At 71.7% G+C, this 15,523-nt stretch carries 17 protein-coding genes; all 17 read left to right on the top strand.

The features are described from left to right. The first annotated feature begins 77 nt into the window (after nt 1-77). Nucleotides 78-695 (top strand): bifunctional phosphoribosyl-AMP cyclohydrolase/phosphoribosyl-ATP diphosphatase HisIE, encoded by a 618-nt coding sequence (gene hisIE / locus DSM104329_RS19635; protein ID WP_259311545.1) that lies wholly within the window; start codon nt 78-80, stop codon nt 693-695. Beyond that, nucleotides 679-2,046, top strand: a complete 1,368-nt coding sequence (gene trpE, locus DSM104329_RS19630) for an anthranilate synthase component I (protein ID WP_259311544.1) — start codon at nt 679-681, stop codon at nt 2,044-2,046. Before hisIE ends, trpE begins: the two co-directional genes overlap by 17 nt. 121 nt (nt 2,047-2,167) lie before the next feature. Next, entirely contained in the window at nt 2,168-2,758 is a 591-nt protein-coding gene (locus DSM104329_RS19625; RefSeq protein ID WP_259311543.1) for an anthranilate synthase component II, read from the top strand. Further along, nucleotides 2,740-3,774 (top strand): anthranilate phosphoribosyltransferase, encoded by a 1,035-nt coding sequence (gene trpD, locus DSM104329_RS19620; RefSeq protein WP_259311542.1) that lies wholly within the window; start codon nt 2,740-2,742, stop codon nt 3,772-3,774. Before DSM104329_RS19625 ends, trpD begins: the two co-directional genes overlap by 19 nt. Further along, nucleotides 3,771-4,571: an indole-3-glycerol phosphate synthase TrpC gene (gene trpC / locus DSM104329_RS19615; RefSeq protein WP_259311541.1), complete on the top strand. Its 801-nt coding sequence runs from the start codon at nt 3,771-3,773 to the stop codon at nt 4,569-4,571. Before trpD ends, trpC begins: the two co-directional genes overlap by 4 nt. 80 nt (nt 4,572-4,651) lie before the next feature. Further along, nucleotides 4,652-5,833 (top strand): S1C family serine protease, encoded by a 1,182-nt coding sequence (locus DSM104329_RS19610; RefSeq protein WP_259311540.1) that lies wholly within the window; start codon nt 4,652-4,654, stop codon nt 5,831-5,833. An 83-nt stretch (nt 5,834-5,916) separates the two neighbouring features. Next, nucleotides 5,917-6,603 carry a phosphoribosylanthranilate isomerase gene (locus tag DSM104329_RS19605; RefSeq protein WP_326924450.1) on the top strand — a complete coding sequence of 229 codons (687 nt, stop codon included), beginning with the start codon at nt 5,917-5,919 and terminating at the stop codon, nt 6,601-6,603. Further along, a complete protein-coding gene (gene trpB, locus DSM104329_RS19600) occupies nt 6,600-7,778 on the top strand; it encodes a tryptophan synthase subunit beta (protein WP_259311539.1) in 1,179 nt (392 codons plus the stop codon). Before DSM104329_RS19605 ends, trpB begins: the two co-directional genes overlap by 4 nt. Nucleotides 7,779-7,830: 52 nt before the next feature. Continuing rightward, nucleotides 7,831-8,661: a tryptophan synthase subunit alpha gene (trpA, locus tag DSM104329_RS19595; RefSeq protein ID WP_259311538.1), complete on the top strand. Its 831-nt coding sequence runs from the start codon at nt 7,831-7,833 to the stop codon at nt 8,659-8,661. A 12-nt stretch (nt 8,662-8,673) separates the two neighbouring features. Continuing rightward, on the top strand, nt 8,674-8,838 hold the full coding sequence (locus DSM104329_RS19590; protein WP_259311537.1) for a hypothetical protein: 165 nt from the start codon (nt 8,674-8,676) through the stop codon (nt 8,836-8,838). A 13-nt stretch (nt 8,839-8,851) separates the two neighbouring features. Next, entirely contained in the window at nt 8,852-10,003 is a 1,152-nt protein-coding gene (locus DSM104329_RS19585) for an ABC transporter substrate-binding protein (protein WP_259311536.1), read from the top strand. Nucleotides 10,004-10,108: 105 nt separating this feature from the next. Beyond that, a complete protein-coding gene (locus tag DSM104329_RS19580; protein ID WP_259311535.1) occupies nt 10,109-11,377 on the top strand; it encodes a branched-chain amino acid ABC transporter substrate-binding protein in 1,269 nt (422 codons plus the stop codon). Nucleotides 11,378-11,497: 120 nt separating this feature from the next. Beyond that, on the top strand, nt 11,498-12,526 hold the full coding sequence (locus tag DSM104329_RS19575; protein WP_259311534.1) for a branched-chain amino acid ABC transporter permease: 1,029 nt from the start codon (nt 11,498-11,500) through the stop codon (nt 12,524-12,526). Continuing rightward, on the top strand, nt 12,523-13,683 hold the full coding sequence (locus DSM104329_RS19570; protein ID WP_259311533.1) for a branched-chain amino acid ABC transporter permease: 1,161 nt from the start codon (nt 12,523-12,525) through the stop codon (nt 13,681-13,683). The genes DSM104329_RS19575 and DSM104329_RS19570 overlap by 4 nt, the downstream gene beginning before the upstream one ends. After that, nucleotides 13,680-14,471, top strand: a complete 792-nt coding sequence (locus tag DSM104329_RS19565; RefSeq protein WP_259311532.1) for an ABC transporter ATP-binding protein — start codon at nt 13,680-13,682, stop codon at nt 14,469-14,471. Before DSM104329_RS19570 ends, DSM104329_RS19565 begins: the two co-directional genes overlap by 4 nt. A 56-nt stretch (nt 14,472-14,527) precedes the next feature. Beyond that, nucleotides 14,528-15,235 (top strand): ABC transporter ATP-binding protein, encoded by a 708-nt coding sequence (locus tag DSM104329_RS19560; RefSeq protein ID WP_259311531.1) that lies wholly within the window; start codon nt 14,528-14,530, stop codon nt 15,233-15,235. Further along, on the top strand, nt 15,232-15,516 hold the full coding sequence (locus DSM104329_RS19555; protein ID WP_259311530.1) for a hypothetical protein: 285 nt from the start codon (nt 15,232-15,234) through the stop codon (nt 15,514-15,516). Before DSM104329_RS19560 ends, DSM104329_RS19555 begins: the two co-directional genes overlap by 4 nt. The last annotated feature ends 7 nt before the right edge of the window (nt 15,517-15,523 follow it).

Raw genomic sequence — 15,523 nt, 5'->3', positions numbered from 1 at the left:
AAGGTACCCGGCGCGCGCCGGGAATCCGCCGAGAACCGCCGGAGGGAGCTCGGCGCACGGCCGAGTAGCATCGCCCGATGCCAGTGGGACTCGACGCCGACCAGATCTCCTTTGACGCCCAGGGCCTTGTCCCATGCGTGATCCAGGACTGGCGGACCGGCGAGGTCCTGACGCTCGCGTACATGAACGAGCTCGCCCTCCGGCGCACCCACGAGAGCGGCGAGCTGCACCTGTGGAGCCGGTCGCGCGGCGAGCTTTGGCACAAGGGCGCGACGTCGGGCAACACGCAGGCCGTGCGCGCGCTGCGCCTGGACTGCGACGGCGACGCGGTGCTGGCGCTCGTGGAGCCCGCGGGGCCGGCATGCCACACCGGCGAGCGCACCTGCTTCCACCGCGGCGACACGGAGGCCACCGCGCCGCACGAGGCGCTGCCCGCCCTCGAGCGCACGCTCGACCAGCGCGCGGCCGAGCGCCCGCAGGGCTCCTACGTCGTCAAGCTCCTCGATGACGCGCCGCTGCGCGGCGAGAAGGTGCAGGAGGAGGCCGAGGAGGTCGTCCGGGCGGCGCGCGAGGAGACCGACGACCGCGTCGACGAGGAGGCCGCCGACCTGCTCTTCCACCTGACCGTGCTGCTGCACGGCCGCGAGCGCACGCTGGCGGACGCGTGCGAGGTGCTCAATGGCCGTCGCCGCTGAGCAGGCCGTCACCCACACCTTCATCGCGGACTGCGAGACCCCGGTCTCGGCGTTCCTCAAGCTGCGTGGCCACGGCCCGGCGTTCCTGCTCGAGTCCGCCGAGCAGGGCCAGCGCGTCGGGCGCTGGTCCTTCATCGGCGTACGTCCGCGCAAGGTGCTGCGCTGGTCGCTCGGCGATCCCGGCGACCCGTACGCGCTGGCGGCCGAGGAGGTCGGGCGCACGCGGCTGGCGCCACAGCCGGGGCTGCCGCCGTTCGCCGGCGGGGCGGTCGGCTACTTCGGCTACGACCTCGTACGCACGGTGGAGCCGCTCGGGCCGCCGAACCCCGACCCGGTCGGCCTGCCGGACATGGCGCTCATGCTCACCGACGCGCTCGTCGCCTTCGACCATCTCAAGCACACGATCACCGTGGTCGCGATGGCCGACCCGGACGTGGTCGACGAGGTGCGCGAGGCGCTCGCCGGGCCCGTGCCGCCGCCCCGCGCGCAGCCCCGCGCCGTGGCGGCGCCCCGATGGCAGGCGAACATGCCCCGCGAGCGCTTCGAGGCGAACGTGGCGCGGATCGTCGAGTACGTCCACGCGGGCGACGCCTTCCAGGTCGTGCCGTCGCAGCGCTGGAGCGCGCCCATCGAGAAGGAGCCGTTCTCGATCTACCGGGGGCTGCGCGCGGTCAACCCGTCGCCGTACATGTACTTCCTGGACTTCGTCGACTTCCAGGTCGTCGGCGCCTCGCCCGAGCCGCTGCTCACCGTCTCCGGCGACCGCGTCTCGACCCGGCCGATCGCCGGCACGCGGCCGCGCGGCGGCGACCTCGAGGAGGACGAGCGCATCGCCGCCGAGCTGCTCGCCGACGAGAAGGAGCGCGCGGAGCACGTCATGCTCGTCGACCTCGGCCGCAACGACCTCGGCCGGGTCTGCCGGTACGGCACCGTGAGCGTGGACGAGTTCATGGCCGTCGAGACGTACTCGCACGTGATGCACATCGTCAGCTCGGTGTCCGGGACGCTGCGCGACGACGTCGGCGCGATGGACGCCCTGCGCTCGGTGCTGCCCGCCGGCACGCTCAGCGGCGCCCCGAAGGTCCGCGCGATGCAGATCATCGACGAGCTCGAGCCGGTCAAGCGCGGTGGCTACGGCGGCGCGATCGGCTACCTCAGCTACACCGGCGACCTCGACACGTGCATCCACATCCGCACGGTCGTCGTCAAGGACGGCGTCGCGCACATCCAGGCCGGCGGCGGGACCGTCGCGGACGCCAAGCCCGCGTACGAGTTCCGCGAGTCCGAGGCGAAGTCGCGCGCCGTCAAGCAGGCGTTCGAGCTCGCCTGCGCCCAGGAGGACTGGGCATGAGCAACATGGCCGAACACCGGAGCGGTCACACCCCGCAATCCCGAAGCGAAGGTGTGAGGCCGAGAGCGAAGCGGTCACCCTGGAGCGAAGCGGTCACCTTGAAGCGAAGCGGTCTCCGCGCATGGAAGCGGTCGACATGACCCGCGTCCTCGTCATCGACAACTACGACTCCTTCACGTACAACCTCGTCCAGTACCTGGGCGAGCTGGGCGCCCGGATCGACGTCGTGCGCAACGATCGCGCCGCGGTGGACGAGCTGCTGGAGGACCCGCCCGACCGCGTCGTCGTCTCGCCGGGCCCGTGCACGCCGAACGAGGCCGGGATCTCGCTCGAGGCGGTGCGCCGCTTCCCCGAGGCGGGGATCCCGACGCTCGGCGTCTGCCTCGGCCACCAGTCGCTCGGCCAGGCGTTCGGCGCGACGGTCATCCGCCACGAGCCCGTCCACGGCAAGACGACCGTGATCGAGCACGACGGGCGCACGATCTTCGCCGGCGTGCAGGCGCCGCTGACCGTCGGCCGGTATCACTCCCTGATCGTGGATCCGAACACCCTCCCCGACGAGCTCGAGGTCAGCGCCACCGGCGGCGGCGTCGTCATGGGCCTGCGTCATCGCGAGCTGCCCGCCGAGGGCGTCCAGTTCCACCCCGAGTCGGTGCTCACCGACGACGGCAAGCGGATCCTCGACAACTTCCTGTGCCGCACCCCGTCCTGACCGCCGCGATCGACAGGGTCGCCTCGGGCGAGGACCTGTCGGTCGACGAGACCGCCTCGGTGCTGTCGACGATCATGAGCGGCGACGCCGGCGAGGTCCAGATCGCCGCGTTCCTCATCGCGCTGCGCACGAAGGCGGAGACCGAGGACGAGCTCGCCGGCCTTGCCCGCGCGATGCGGCAGTTCGCGACGCCCGTCACCACGGCCCGCGACGATCTGCTCGACGTCGTCGGCACGGGCGGTGGGCGGCGTACGTTCAACGTCTCGACCACCGCGGCGGTGATCGCGGCGGGCGCCGGGTGCGCCGTGGCCAAGCACGGCAACCGCTCCGCGACGTCGCTGTCCGGCGCCGCCGACGTGCTCGAGGCGCTCGGCGCCAGGATCGACCTGTCCCCCGCGGCGGTCGGCCGCTGCATCGACGAGGTGGGCTTCGGCTTCCTGTTCGCGCCCACCCATCATCAGGCCACCCGTTACGTGATCCCGGTCCGCCGCGACCTGGCCGTGCGCACCGTGTTCAACCTGCTCGGCCCGCTGACGAATCCGGCCGGGGCCCGCCGCCAGCTCGTGGGCGTCGCCGACGGCTCGTTCCTGGAGCGGATGGCGGGCGCGGTGCAGCGGCTGGGAACGGACCGTGCGTTGCTAGTGTCCAGCGAGGATGGCCTTGACGAGATGAGCACGTCCGGCGTCACCCGCGTGGTGGAGGTGGGGGACTCGCAGGAGCGGCGGTCCTACCGCGTCTCGGCCGCTGACTTCGGCCTGGCCCCGGCGCGCTTCGAGGACGTGATGGGCGGCACCCCGGCCGACAACGCCGCGACGGCGCGCGCCATCCTCGCCGGTGAGCACGGCGCGCCGCGCGACCTCGCCGTGCTGAACGCCGGCGCCGCCATCTACGCCGCCGGCCGCGCCGACTCGATCGGCGCCGGCGTGACGGCCGCCCAGGCGTCGATCGACACCGGTGCCGCCGCGGGCGCGCTGGAGCGCTACGTCGAGATCACGCACCGACTGGGAGACGGATGAACGTCCTGTCGCGCATCGTCGACTCGACCCGCAGCGACGTCGAGCGCCGGCGCCGCGAGGTCCCGCTGTCCGAGCTCGAGGCGCGCCTGGCGCACCGGGGCGAGGACCGCCCGTTCTCCGAGGCGCTGTCGGGGCCCGGCGTCTCGATCATCGCCGAGCACAAGCGCCGCTCGCCGTCGGCCGGCAGCATCCGTGACGGGGCGACCGTCGAGGAGATCGTCTGCGCCTACGAGCGCGGCGGCGCGGCGGCGCTGTCGATCCTCACCGAGGGCCAGCACTTCGGCGGCACGCTGGACGACCTGCGAGAGGCGCGGCGGACGACGAACCTGCCGATCCTGCGCAAGGACTTCATCGTCGACCGCTACCAGGTCTACGAGACCGCCGCGGCGGGCGCGGACGCGCTGCTGCTGATCGTCGCCGCGCTCGACGACGACGACCTCGCGGCGCTGCACCAGGACGCGATGCACCTCGACCTCGACGTCCTCGTCGAGGTCCACGACGAGGAGGAGCTCGAGCGCGCGCTGGAGATCGACGCCGACGTCATCGGCATCAACAATCGCGATCTCACCGACTTCTCGGTCGACCTCAACCGCACGTTCGACCTGCTCTCCGACGTGCCGGCGGGCAAGCTCGTGGTCTCGGAGTCGGGGCTCTACACGCGCGAGCAGCTCGAGGAGCTCGAGCGGGTCGGCATCGACGCCGTGCTCGTGGGCGAGCGGCTCATGCGCGCGCCTGACCCCGAGGAGGCGCTGCGCGAGCTCGCCGGGGGCACCGAGCCGACCGACGAGGTGCTCTGACCGCCGTTCCCGGCGGGTTTTAGCCGTGCCTGCGGCCGTCTTCAGCCTGCCTTGAGGCAGGGCTCCCACGATCAAGGGCGATGAGGAAGGCAGCGATACCGGTCCTCGCCGGTCTGCTGGGCGGTGCCGTGGCCGTGGCCGTGGCGGTCCTGCTCGGCGTCGGCGGCACCGACCACACCACGACCACGGTGATCGAGCAGGCCGCGCTGCAGGACTCGCCGAGCACGCGCTCGGCGAACGCCGGCGAGCGGCTGACCGCCCGCGACATCTACAAGCGCGACGCGCCGGGCGTCGTCTTCGTGCGAGCGCAGGTCGTCGCGCAGAGCCAGTCGCCGTTCGGCTTCGGCCAGCCCCAGCAGGGGGAGGCGACCGGCTCCGGCTTCGTCATCGACTCGGCCGGCGACATCCTCACGAACGCCCACGTCGTCGACGGCGCGGTGAAGATCACGGTCCAGTTCGACAACGACAAGACCGTCGACGCCCGAGTCGTCGGCAAGGACACCGACAACGACATCGCGCTGCTGCGCGTCGAACCCGACGGCATCGACCTCCACCCGCTGCGGCTCGGCAGCGCGAAGTCCGTGCAGGTCGGCGACCCGGTCCTCGCCATCGGCAACCCGTACGGGCTGGACCGCACGCTGACCACCGGCGTGATCTCCGCCCTGCAGCGCCAGATCCAGGCGCCCAACGGCTTCGCGATCCGCGACGTGCTGCAGACGGACGCGGCGATCAACCCCGGCAACAGCGGCGGCCCGCTGCTCGACGCCGCGGGGCGCGTGATCGGGATCAACTCGCAGATCGCGACCGGCGGCTCGGGCGGCGGCAACGTCGGCATCGGCTTCGCGGTGCCGATCGACACCGCCGAGCAGGTCCTGCCGGCGCTCAAGCGCGGCGAGCCGGTCAAGCGCGCGTACCTCGGCATCAGCACCCGCACGATCGACGGCTCGCTCGACGGCGCCGGGCTGCCGGTGCGCCAGGGCGCGCTCATCCAGACCGTCGAACGCGGCTCGTCGGCGGACAAGGCGGGCCTGAAGGCGGGCGCCATCTCGGCGCAGCTGGCGACGGGCGAGTCGGTGCAGCTCGGCGGCGACATCATCACCCAGATCGACGGCCGCCGCATCGTCACGAGCGACGACGTCGCCGCGATCGTCTCCTCCAAGAAGCCGGGCGACCGCATCAAGGTGACGTTCCTGCGCGGCGGGCGCAAGATGAGCGCCGAGATCACGCTCGGCAACCGGCCGAGCGCCCAGCAGTCGGGCTGAGCCGGCGCCGGGGCGTCAGCCGCGGGCGGGGGCGGCCGCGAGACGTCGGATCGCTGCCGGGCCCGCCTTGCGAGAATGGGGGCGTGGCCACGAACGTGAAGATCTGCGGCATCACCAACGTCGACGACGCTGAGCGCGCGGTGGAGCTCGGCGCCTGGGCGGTGGGCTGCATCTTCCACCGCCCGTCGCCGCGCCGGTGCCGGCCCGCCGAGGCGGCGCGGATCGCCGCCGCGGTCAAGCGCCGGACGCTCGTCGCCGGGGTCTTCGTCAACCACCCGCTCGACGAGATCGTGCGCCTGCACGACCGCATCGGCTTCGACCTCGTGCAGCTGCACGGCGACGAGGGGCCGGCGTTCTGCTCGGAGGTCGGGCGGCGCACCGGGGCGAAGGTCATCCGCGCGGTGCGCGTGGGCGACGCCGGCGACGTGCGCGCGCTCGACGCGTACCGCTCCGTGGACTTCCACCTGCTCGACAGCGCGCGCCCCGGCGAGCCCGTCGACCCGGTGCTGCTGCGCGCGCGCCGCGCGGACATCCCGCTCCTGCTCGCGGGCGGGCTGACGCCCGAGAACGTCGGCGCCGCGATCGTCGCGGCCGAGCCGTTCGCGGTCGACGTGGCCAGCGGCGTGGAGGCCGAGCCGGGCCGCAAGGACCCCGACGTGCTCGAGGCGTTCTTCGCCGCCGTCGCCGAGACGGACGCGGCGCTGGCTCCCGTCCCGGAGCCGGCCGCGGTCGCCGAGCCCGGGCCCGCGGCCGCGGAGGCCGACGCATGACGCCCGCCGAGGCCGTCGAGCGCCGCTTCGGCCCCTACGGCGGCCAGTACGTCCCCGAGACGCTCATGCCCGCGCTCGAGGAGCTCGAGGCGGCGTGGGTGCAGGCGCGCGGCGACGCCGCCTTCCATGCCGAGCTCGACGGCCTGCTGCGCGACTACTGCGGGCGCCCGACCCCGCTCTACCACGCCGAGCGCCTGAGCGAGCGCGTCGGCCGCACGGTCCTGCTCAAGCGCGAGGACCTCATGCACACCGGCTCGCACAAGCTCAACAACGCGCTCGGCCAGGCGCTGCTCGCCCGGCGGATGGGCAAGGAGCGGATCATCGCCGAGACGGGGGCCGGCTCCCATGGCGTCGCCACCGCCACGGCCTGCGCGCTGCTCGGGATCGAGTGCGTCGTGTTCATGGGCACCGAGGACATGCGCCGCCAGCGGCCCAACGTCCTGCGGATGCAGCTGCTGGGGGCGAGCGTCCATCCCGTCGAGGCGGGCGCGCGGACGCTGAAGGAGGCCACGTCGGAGGCGATCCGCGACTGGGTGACGAACGTCGCGACGACGTACTACGTCATCGGCTCCGTGGTCGGGCCCGCGCCGTATCCGGCGATGGTGCGCGACCTGCAGCGCCGCATCGGTGACGAGGCGCGCGCCGAGATCCTCGAGCGCCACGGCCGCCTGCCGGGTCGCGTCGTCGCCTGCGTGGGCGGCGGGTCCAACGCGCTCGGCGCCTTCGCCGCGTTCCTCGACGACCCCGGTGTGGAGCTGATCGGCGTCGAGGCCGGGGGCGACGGCCTGGCGACCATGCGCCACGGCGCCCCGCTGACCGTCGGCGGCCGGGCGGGCGTCCTGCACGGCGCGATGTCGGCGCTCATGCAGACCGAGGACGGCCAGATCCGCGAGGCGCACTCGATCTCGGCGGGGCTCGACTACCCCGGCACCGGCCCGCAGCACGCGCATCTGCGCGACACGGGGCGCGCGCGCTACGAGGCGGTCACCGACGTGCAGGCGCTGGACGCGTTCCGGACCCTGGCCGAGCTCGAGGGCATCATCCCGGCGCTCGAGTCCTCACACGCGGTCGCCTGGGTCCTCGGCGAGGGCGCGGGCGAGCTGGACCTGATCTGCCTGTCCGGTCGCGGCGACAAGGACCTGGCCGAGGCGCTCGAGCGGCTGGGCATCGAGTGAGACCCCGCGGGTCCTCACACAGGACGGCTTCGACCCTGGGACGGATCGGATCGTGAGCGGGCACATGACCGGCATCGAGCACATCGCGGCCGCCTTCGCGGGCGCCGACAAGCGCGCCGCGCTCATGCCGTACCTCATGGGCGGCTTCCCGGATCTCGACACGTCGCGGCGCATCGGCGACGCCTGCATCGACGCGGGCGCCGACCTCCTCGAGCTCGGCATCCCGTTCTCCGACCCGCTCGCCGACGGGCCCGTGATCCAGGCCGCCGGCACCGCCGCGCTGGCCGCCGGGGCGACGACCGACGGCGTCCTCGAGGTCTGCGCGGCGCTGGCGCCCCGGGCGCCCGTCGTGCTCATGACCTACGTGAACATCCTGCTCGCGCGCGGGATCGAACGCTTCGTCGACCAGGCGGCGCGGGCCGGGGCGGCCGGGCTGATCGTGCCCGACGTCCCGCTCGAGGAGTCCGCCGAGCTGCGCGACGCGTGCGATGCCGCCGGCCTCGCCCTCGTCGCGCTGGTGGCGCCGACCACGCCGGACGACCGCCTGGCGCGCATCGGGGCGCTGGCGCGCGGCTTCGTCTACACCGTCGCGGTGACCGGCACGACCGGGGAGCGCCGGGGCGGCGACGCGTCGGAGCTGCTGGCCCGGGTCAAGCGGTCGACGAGCGTCCCCGTGGCGCTCGGCTTCGGCATCTCGACCCCCGAGGACGCCGCACGGGCGGCGGCCGATGGCGCCGACGGCGTCATCGTCGGCTCGCGGCTCGTCCGCGCCGCCGCCGAGGCGCAGGACCCGGCGACGGAGGTCGGGCGCCTCGTGGCCGAGCTGGCCGCGGGATTGGCGGCGCCGCCCGCCCACACCGACTCCGCCGCCCCCGTCGGATAGGATCCCGCTCGCATGTTTCTCACCGTTGCCGCAACGTTCGGGCTCGTCATCTGGATCGTCCTCTGGTCGATCGGCGTCAAGGGGTTCGACGCCTTCATGCTGACCGCGCTGGTCCTCTTCCTGGCCGCGACGGTACGCATCGTCCTTCCCTCGCTTCCGGGCAACCGCACCGACTAGTTCCCGGCCCGCCGTGCGTTCGCGGGCCATCATCTGCGTCCTCACCGCCGGGGTGCTGGCGTGCGTCCTCCTCGCCTGCGGCAGCTCCGGCCCGCAGACGACGACGCCGCCCGACGACCTGACGATCTACTCCGCCCTGCCGCTGCGCGGCGCCGCCGCCGAGCGCGCCCGCGACGTGCTCGACGGCGAGCAGATGGCGATCGGGGAGATCGCCGGCACCCCGCGCACCTATCCCGTCAGCCTCCGTACGCTCGACGATGCGGGGCCCGCCGGCGAGTTCAAGCCCGACGCGACGCTCGAGGCCGCCAAGGTCGCCGCCGCGGACCCACACGCCATCGCCTACGTCGGCGGGCAGGACGCCGCGGCGACCGCGCTCTCGCTGCCGCCGCTCAACGAGCAGGGCATCCTGCAGGTCAGCCCGGGCGCCACCTACGACGGCTTCACCGGTGGCGACGGGTCGGGCGCGGGGGAGCCCGCCAAGTACCGGCCGTCGGGTGAGGCCACGTTCAGCCGCATGGCCCCGCGCGACGCCACCCAGTCGCGCGCGATCGCGGAGCTCATGCACGAGCACGGCTGCCGGCGCATCGCGCTCCTGCGGGCGCCCAGCGCCTTCGACGCCAGCCTCGCCGAGCTCGTCGGCAAGGCCGCGGACCGCCTCGGGATGCGCGTCGTCTATGACGACCAGGTCCGGACCGAGCCCGACGCGCGCGAGCGCGCCGCGCAGGACGTCGCGCAGCGCGGGCCCGACTGCGCGACGTTCGCGGCAACCGTCCACGACGCGCCGGCCGGCCTGTTCCGCGCGCTGCACCACGAGATGCCCGGGCTGTGGATGGTGGCGCCGGCGGCGCTGTCCGACGACGGCGTCGCGCGCTCGCTCGGCCCCGCCGCCTCCTCGGTCGTCATCGTCGGCCCGCCGCAGCCGGACGCCGCGTTCACCGCCCGCTTCGCGCGGCAGTTCGGCCGGCCGCCGGGACCGTGGGCGCCGTACGGGCGCGACGCGATGCGCCGCGTGCTGGAGGCGATCGAGCGGGCGGGGCAGGACGGCAACGACCGTCGCGCGGTGGTCGACGCCTACCTCGCTCTGCCCGACCCGCCAGAGCGCCTGGCGCTCTGGCGAGCCTCGCCGACGGGCCTGGCGTACGACCGCGAGCTCGTGGTCGACTGACTGCAGGACCAGTTGTCGATTGCTCTCCGACCTCGTGGGGGCGTACTATCCCGCCCGCACATCAGCTTCACTCTGACTGGAGGGAATTACGTGAGGCTACGTTCCATGGCCGTCGTCGGTTGCGTCGGTGCGCTCGCGCTTGGCGCGGCCGCATGCGGAGGCAACGACAACGGCGGCGGAGGAAGCACCGGTGCAAGCACGGGCGCCAGCACCGCCAGCGCCGGCGGCACCGTCGACATCTACTCGAGCCTGCCATTGCAGGGCGCGTCGAAGGATCAGACTGCCGCGATGGTCGACGGCATCAAGTTGGCGCTCGACCAGGCGAAGAACAAGGCAGGGGCCTGGACGATCAAGTACGAGTCGCTCGACGACTCGACCGCTCAGGCCGGCAACTGGGATCCGGGAGCCACCGCGCAGGACGCGCGGAAGGTCGCCCAGGACCCGAAGGCGGTCGGCTACATCGGTGAGTTCAACTCGGGTGCGAGCGCGATCTCGATCCCGATCCTCAACCAGGCCGGGATCCCGCAGGTCTCACCGGCGAACACGTACGTCGGCCTGACCACCAGCGAGCCGGGCTCTGAGAAGGGTGAGCCCGACAAGTACTACCCGACGGGCAAGCGCACGTACCTGCGCATCGTGCCGCGCGACACGATCCAGTCGGCGGCGCTGCTGACGCTGATGAAGAACGACGGCTGCACGAAGGTCGCGATCGCCAACGACAAGGAGACCTATGGCGCGGGCCTGGCCCGCCTGATGGAGATCCAGGCGAAGAACGTCGGCGTCAACATCGTCTCGAACGAGGGCATCGACAAGTCGGCGCCGAACTTCCGCTCCTACGCCTCGAAGATCAAGGGCCAGGGCGCGGACTGCTTCGTGTTCTCCGGCGTGACCGCCAACGGTGCGGTGCAGATCAACAAGGACGTCGCGGCGGCGCTTCCGAACGCGAAGCTCTACGGCCCCGACGGCGTGTGCGAGTCCGGCTTCACCAACCCCTCCAAGCAGGGCATCCCGAAGTCGCTGGCACCGAGGTTCAAGTGCACCGTCGCGACGCTCGACCTCAAGGCGTATCCGGGCGGCAGGAAGTTCCTGGATGCGTTCAAGGCGAAGTACGGCAACGCGACCCCCGACCCGTACGCGATCTACGGGTACGAAGGCATGCAGCTGTTCATCGACACGATCAAGGGGCTCGGCGACAAGGGTGACGACAAGCAGGCCGTCCTCGACGCCCTGTTCGCCACGAAGGACCGCAGCTCGGTTCTCGGGACGTACTCGTTCGACAAGAACGGGGACACCACGCTGACCGACTACGGCATCTACACGGTGGGTCCCGACGGGAACCCGACGTTCAGCAAGGCCGTCAAGGCGCAGCAGTAGAGCAGGCAACGCGACCGGGGCGGGCGCGTAGCCCGCCCCGGACGCGACGGCTCACTCACCACGTCGACACAGCGAATGGAAGCCAGCTCTCAGGCGCCACCACCGCCCACCGCGCTCTCCGTGAGCGCCGGCGGCCGCATCCGCGCGTGGCTCAACAAGTACGGGTTGATCATCCTCCTGCTGGTCCTGCCGGTCGTCTACGGCATCCAGGACCTCAGTCAGGACGGCAATCTCACTCGCATCGCGAACAACCTCTTCTCCGGGCTGTCCAACGGCTCGATCCTCGCGCTGATCGCGCTGGGCTACACGCTGGTCTACGGCATCATCGAGCTGATCAACTTCGCCCACGGCGAGGTCTTCATGATCGGCTCGTTCACCGCGTCGCAGTTCTGGGCGTTGATCGGCGTGGGCCTCGCCACCGGCGTCGCCGGCATCGTCTTCGGGCTCGCCGCGTCGCTCATCGTGGCCATGGTGGTCTGCGGGCTGCTCAACGTGATGATCGAACGCGTGGCCTACCGGCCGTTGCGCGCGGCGCCCAAGCTCGCCCCGCTGATCACCGCCGTGGGCATGTCGTTCGTGCTGCAGAACGTCGGCCTGCTCTGGCTCGGCGGCTCACCGGCCTCCGTCGACGACGTCATCCACGCCCAGCAGGAGGTCTTCAGCGTCTTCGGCATCGTGGTGTCGCGCGCGGACCTGCTGGCGTTCGCCGTGACGATCCCCCTGGTGATCCTGCTGACGCTGTTCGTCAGCCGGGCGCGGCTGGGGCGGGCGATGCGCGCCACCGCGCAGGACCCCGAGGCGGCGCGCCTGATGGGCATCAACGTCGACACGACGATCGCGCTGACCTTCCTCATCGGCGGGATGCTGGCCGGCGCCGCCGGCCTCGTCTACGCGCTCTACCAGACGACGATCTGGTTCTTCCAGGGCTTCCAGGCCGGCCTGCTGGCGTTCACCGCGGCGGTCATGGGCGGCATCGGCAACCTGAAGGGCGCTGTGCTGGGCGGCCTGATCATCGGGTGCATCCAGCAGATCTCCGACAACCGCATCGGCCCCGAGTGGACCCCGGCCGTCGTGTTCGCCTACCTGATCCTGATCATGGTCTTCCGGCCCCAGGGCCTTCTGGGCGAGGAGACGAGGGAGGCCGGATGAGCAACCGCTTCGGAGCGCTGAAGCTCGGCAAGTGGGGCAACCGCGCGCTCGCCGGCGCCGTGATCGCGCTGGCGATCGTCTTCCCACTGTTCTTCGGCAAGGCCGACGGCTGGGTCGACGACATGACGCTGTCGCTGGCGTACGTCGTCATGGCGCTCGGCCTGAACATCGTCGTCGGCTACGCGGGCCTGCTCGATCTCGGCTACGTCGCCTTCTTCGCGTTCGGGGCCTACTGCACCGGCTGGTTCATGTCCGGCTTCTTCGCCAACGCGGACGTCCACGTGGGCGTGAGCAAGTTCGCGCAGGTGCTGCCGGGCATCCACCTCAACTGGCTGATCGTCGTCGTCATCGCGATCATCGTCTGCGCGGTCGCGGGCATCGTCATCGGCCTGCCGACGCTGCGCCTGCGCGGCGACTACATCGCGATCGTCACCCTCGCGTTCGGCGAGATCGTGCGCGTGTTCGCCATCAACGGCGACGAGATCACGCTGCCGTTCACCAACGACGCGAAGCTCACCGCCGGGCGCCAGGGGATCACGCCGATCGACCCCATCAAGCTGCCCGGCCTCGATCCGTTCAATCCGCTGAACCTCAGGCCGTGGTACTGGACCGCGCTGGCGATGGTGCTCGTCGTGCTGTTCGTCAACATCCGCCTGCGCGACTCGCGACTCGGGCGGGCGTGGATCGCGATCCGCGAGGACGAGGTGGCGGCGGCGTCGATGGGCGTGCCGCTCGTGAAGACGAAGCTGCTGGCCTACGCGGCCGGCGCCGCGTTCGGCGGCATCTCGGGCACGTTCCTCGGCTCCTACCTCAACACGGTCAACGCCGACCAGTTCGCCTTCTCGTTCTCGATCTTCATCCTCGCGATGATCATCCTCGGCGGCCTCGGGTCGGTGTGGGGCGTCGTGGTCGGAGCGGTGGCGCTGTCGCTCATCAACTACCGCCTGATCCCCGACGTGCTCAACGACGTCCCCGCCAAGCTGGGGCTCAACTTCCAGCTCGCCGACCTGTCGTTCGGCATCTTCGGCTTCCTGCTCGTGATCATGATGATCCTGCGGCCCGAGGGGCTGATACCCGAGCGACGAAGGCAGCTCGAACTGCGCGAGGGGGTGGGCGCCGGGACGGAGGCGGACCTGGTGGAGGTGAGCCACACGTGAGCCCGCTCTCCACCGAGTCGATCCTCACCGCGGCGAACGTGTCGAAGATCTTCGGGGGACTCGTCGCCGTCAACGACGTCACGTTCGCGATCCCCCGCAAGTCGATCGTGTCGATCATCGGGCCCAACGGGGCCGGCAAGACGACGTTCTTCAACATGCTCACCGGTCTGTACAAGCCGAGCACCGGTCGCATCTCGTTCGACGGGCGCGACATCACGCGCGCCCGTCCGGACGTCATCACGAAGGGCGGCGTCGCGCGGACGTTCCAGAACATCCGGCTGTTCTCCACGATGACCGCGCTGGAGAACGTGATGGTCGGCGAGCACTCGCGGATGAAAGCCGGTCTGTTCGGCTCGATCGTGCGCACGCCCCGGGTCCGCCGCGAGGAGAGGGAGGTCCGTGAGAAGGCGCACGAGATGCTCGACTTCGTCGGGCTGCAGCGCGGCCTGCACGAGCAGCTGTCGACAAGCCTCTCCTACGGCGACCAGCGCCGGGTGGAGATCGCGCGCGCGCTCGCCTCCGAACCGCACCTGCTGCTGCTCGACGAGCCGACGGCGGGCATGAACCCCAACGAGTCGGCGCGCCTGACCGACTTCATGGTCCGCCTGCGCGACGAACGCGACCTGACGATCCTGCTCATCGAGCACGACATGAAGGTGGTCATGGGCGTCTCGGAGCGCATCACGGTGCTCGACCACGGCGAGAAGATCGCGGAGGGCGACCCGGCGGAGGTGCGGGCGAACCCGCGCGTGATCGAGGCCTACCTGGGAAAGCAGGAGTCGGAGTAGATGGAGCCCCGCGCGTTCTCACACCGGACGGCCGCGAGCCGCAAGGCGGTTTCATCGTGAGCCTCCTCGAGGTCGACGACATCCACACGTACTACGGCAACATCGAGGCCCTCAAGGGCGTCTCGCTCGAGGTCAACGAGGGCGAGATCGTCACGCTCATCGGCTCCAACGGCGCCGGCAAGTCGACCACGCTGCGGTCCATCTCGGGGCTCACGCCGCCGCGCGACGGCGCGATCCGCTTCGAGGGCCGCGACATCTCGCTGATGGCGCCGCAGGAGATCGTCCGGCTCGGGATCCTGCAGTCGCCCGAGGGCCGCCACTGCTTCCAGCGGATGTCGGTGCGGGAGAACCTCGAGCTCGGCGCCTACCTGCGGCGCGACAACGAGGTCGGGGAGGACATGGAGCGCGTGTTCACCCTGTTCCCGCGGCTGCAGGAGCGCGAGCGCCAGAAGGCGGGCACGATGTCGGGCGGCGAGCAGCAGATGCTCGCCATCGGGCGTGCGCTGATGGGCCGGCCCCGACTGCTGCTCCTCGACGAGCCGTCGATGGGCATCGCGCCGATCCTCGTCGAGCGCATCTACGAGACCATCGCCGAGATCAACCGCCAGGGCACGACGATCCTGCTGGTGGAGCAGAACGCCAACTACGCGCTGGGCGTGTCGAACCGTGGCTACGTGCTGGAGACCGGCGCCGTCGCGCTCGCGGACGTGTCGAGCAGCCTGCGCGAGAACCCCGACGTCCAGAAGGCCTACCTCGGAGCATGACCGTCACCGCGATCTTCGCCCTGCTGGGCGCCAAGGCGCTGTACCTCCTTCTGCTGTGGCTGGCCTCGGCCATCATCGCCTCGTGGCTCTCGGACCGCGCCGGATACGGGGAGCGCTGGGGGCTGGCGACCGGCCTGCTCGTGACCGTGGCCGCCATCCCGATCTGGCTGGTCATCTACCTCGCCATCCCGCGCCCGGGCTCGCGCCGCCGGGTCGACGGCGTGATCCCCAAGCGCCGCAAGGCCGCCGAGATCGACATCGACAGCCGGCCGACCGCCTGACGCGCTG

Source organism: Capillimicrobium parvum, from assembly GCF_021172045.1.
In the GTDB taxonomy this organism is placed as follows: domain Bacteria; phylum Actinomycetota; class Thermoleophilia; order Solirubrobacterales; family Solirubrobacteraceae; genus Capillimicrobium; species Capillimicrobium parvum.
The sequence above is the reverse complement of the archived record's forward strand: the minus strand, read 5'-3'. Positions and strand labels throughout refer to the sequence as shown.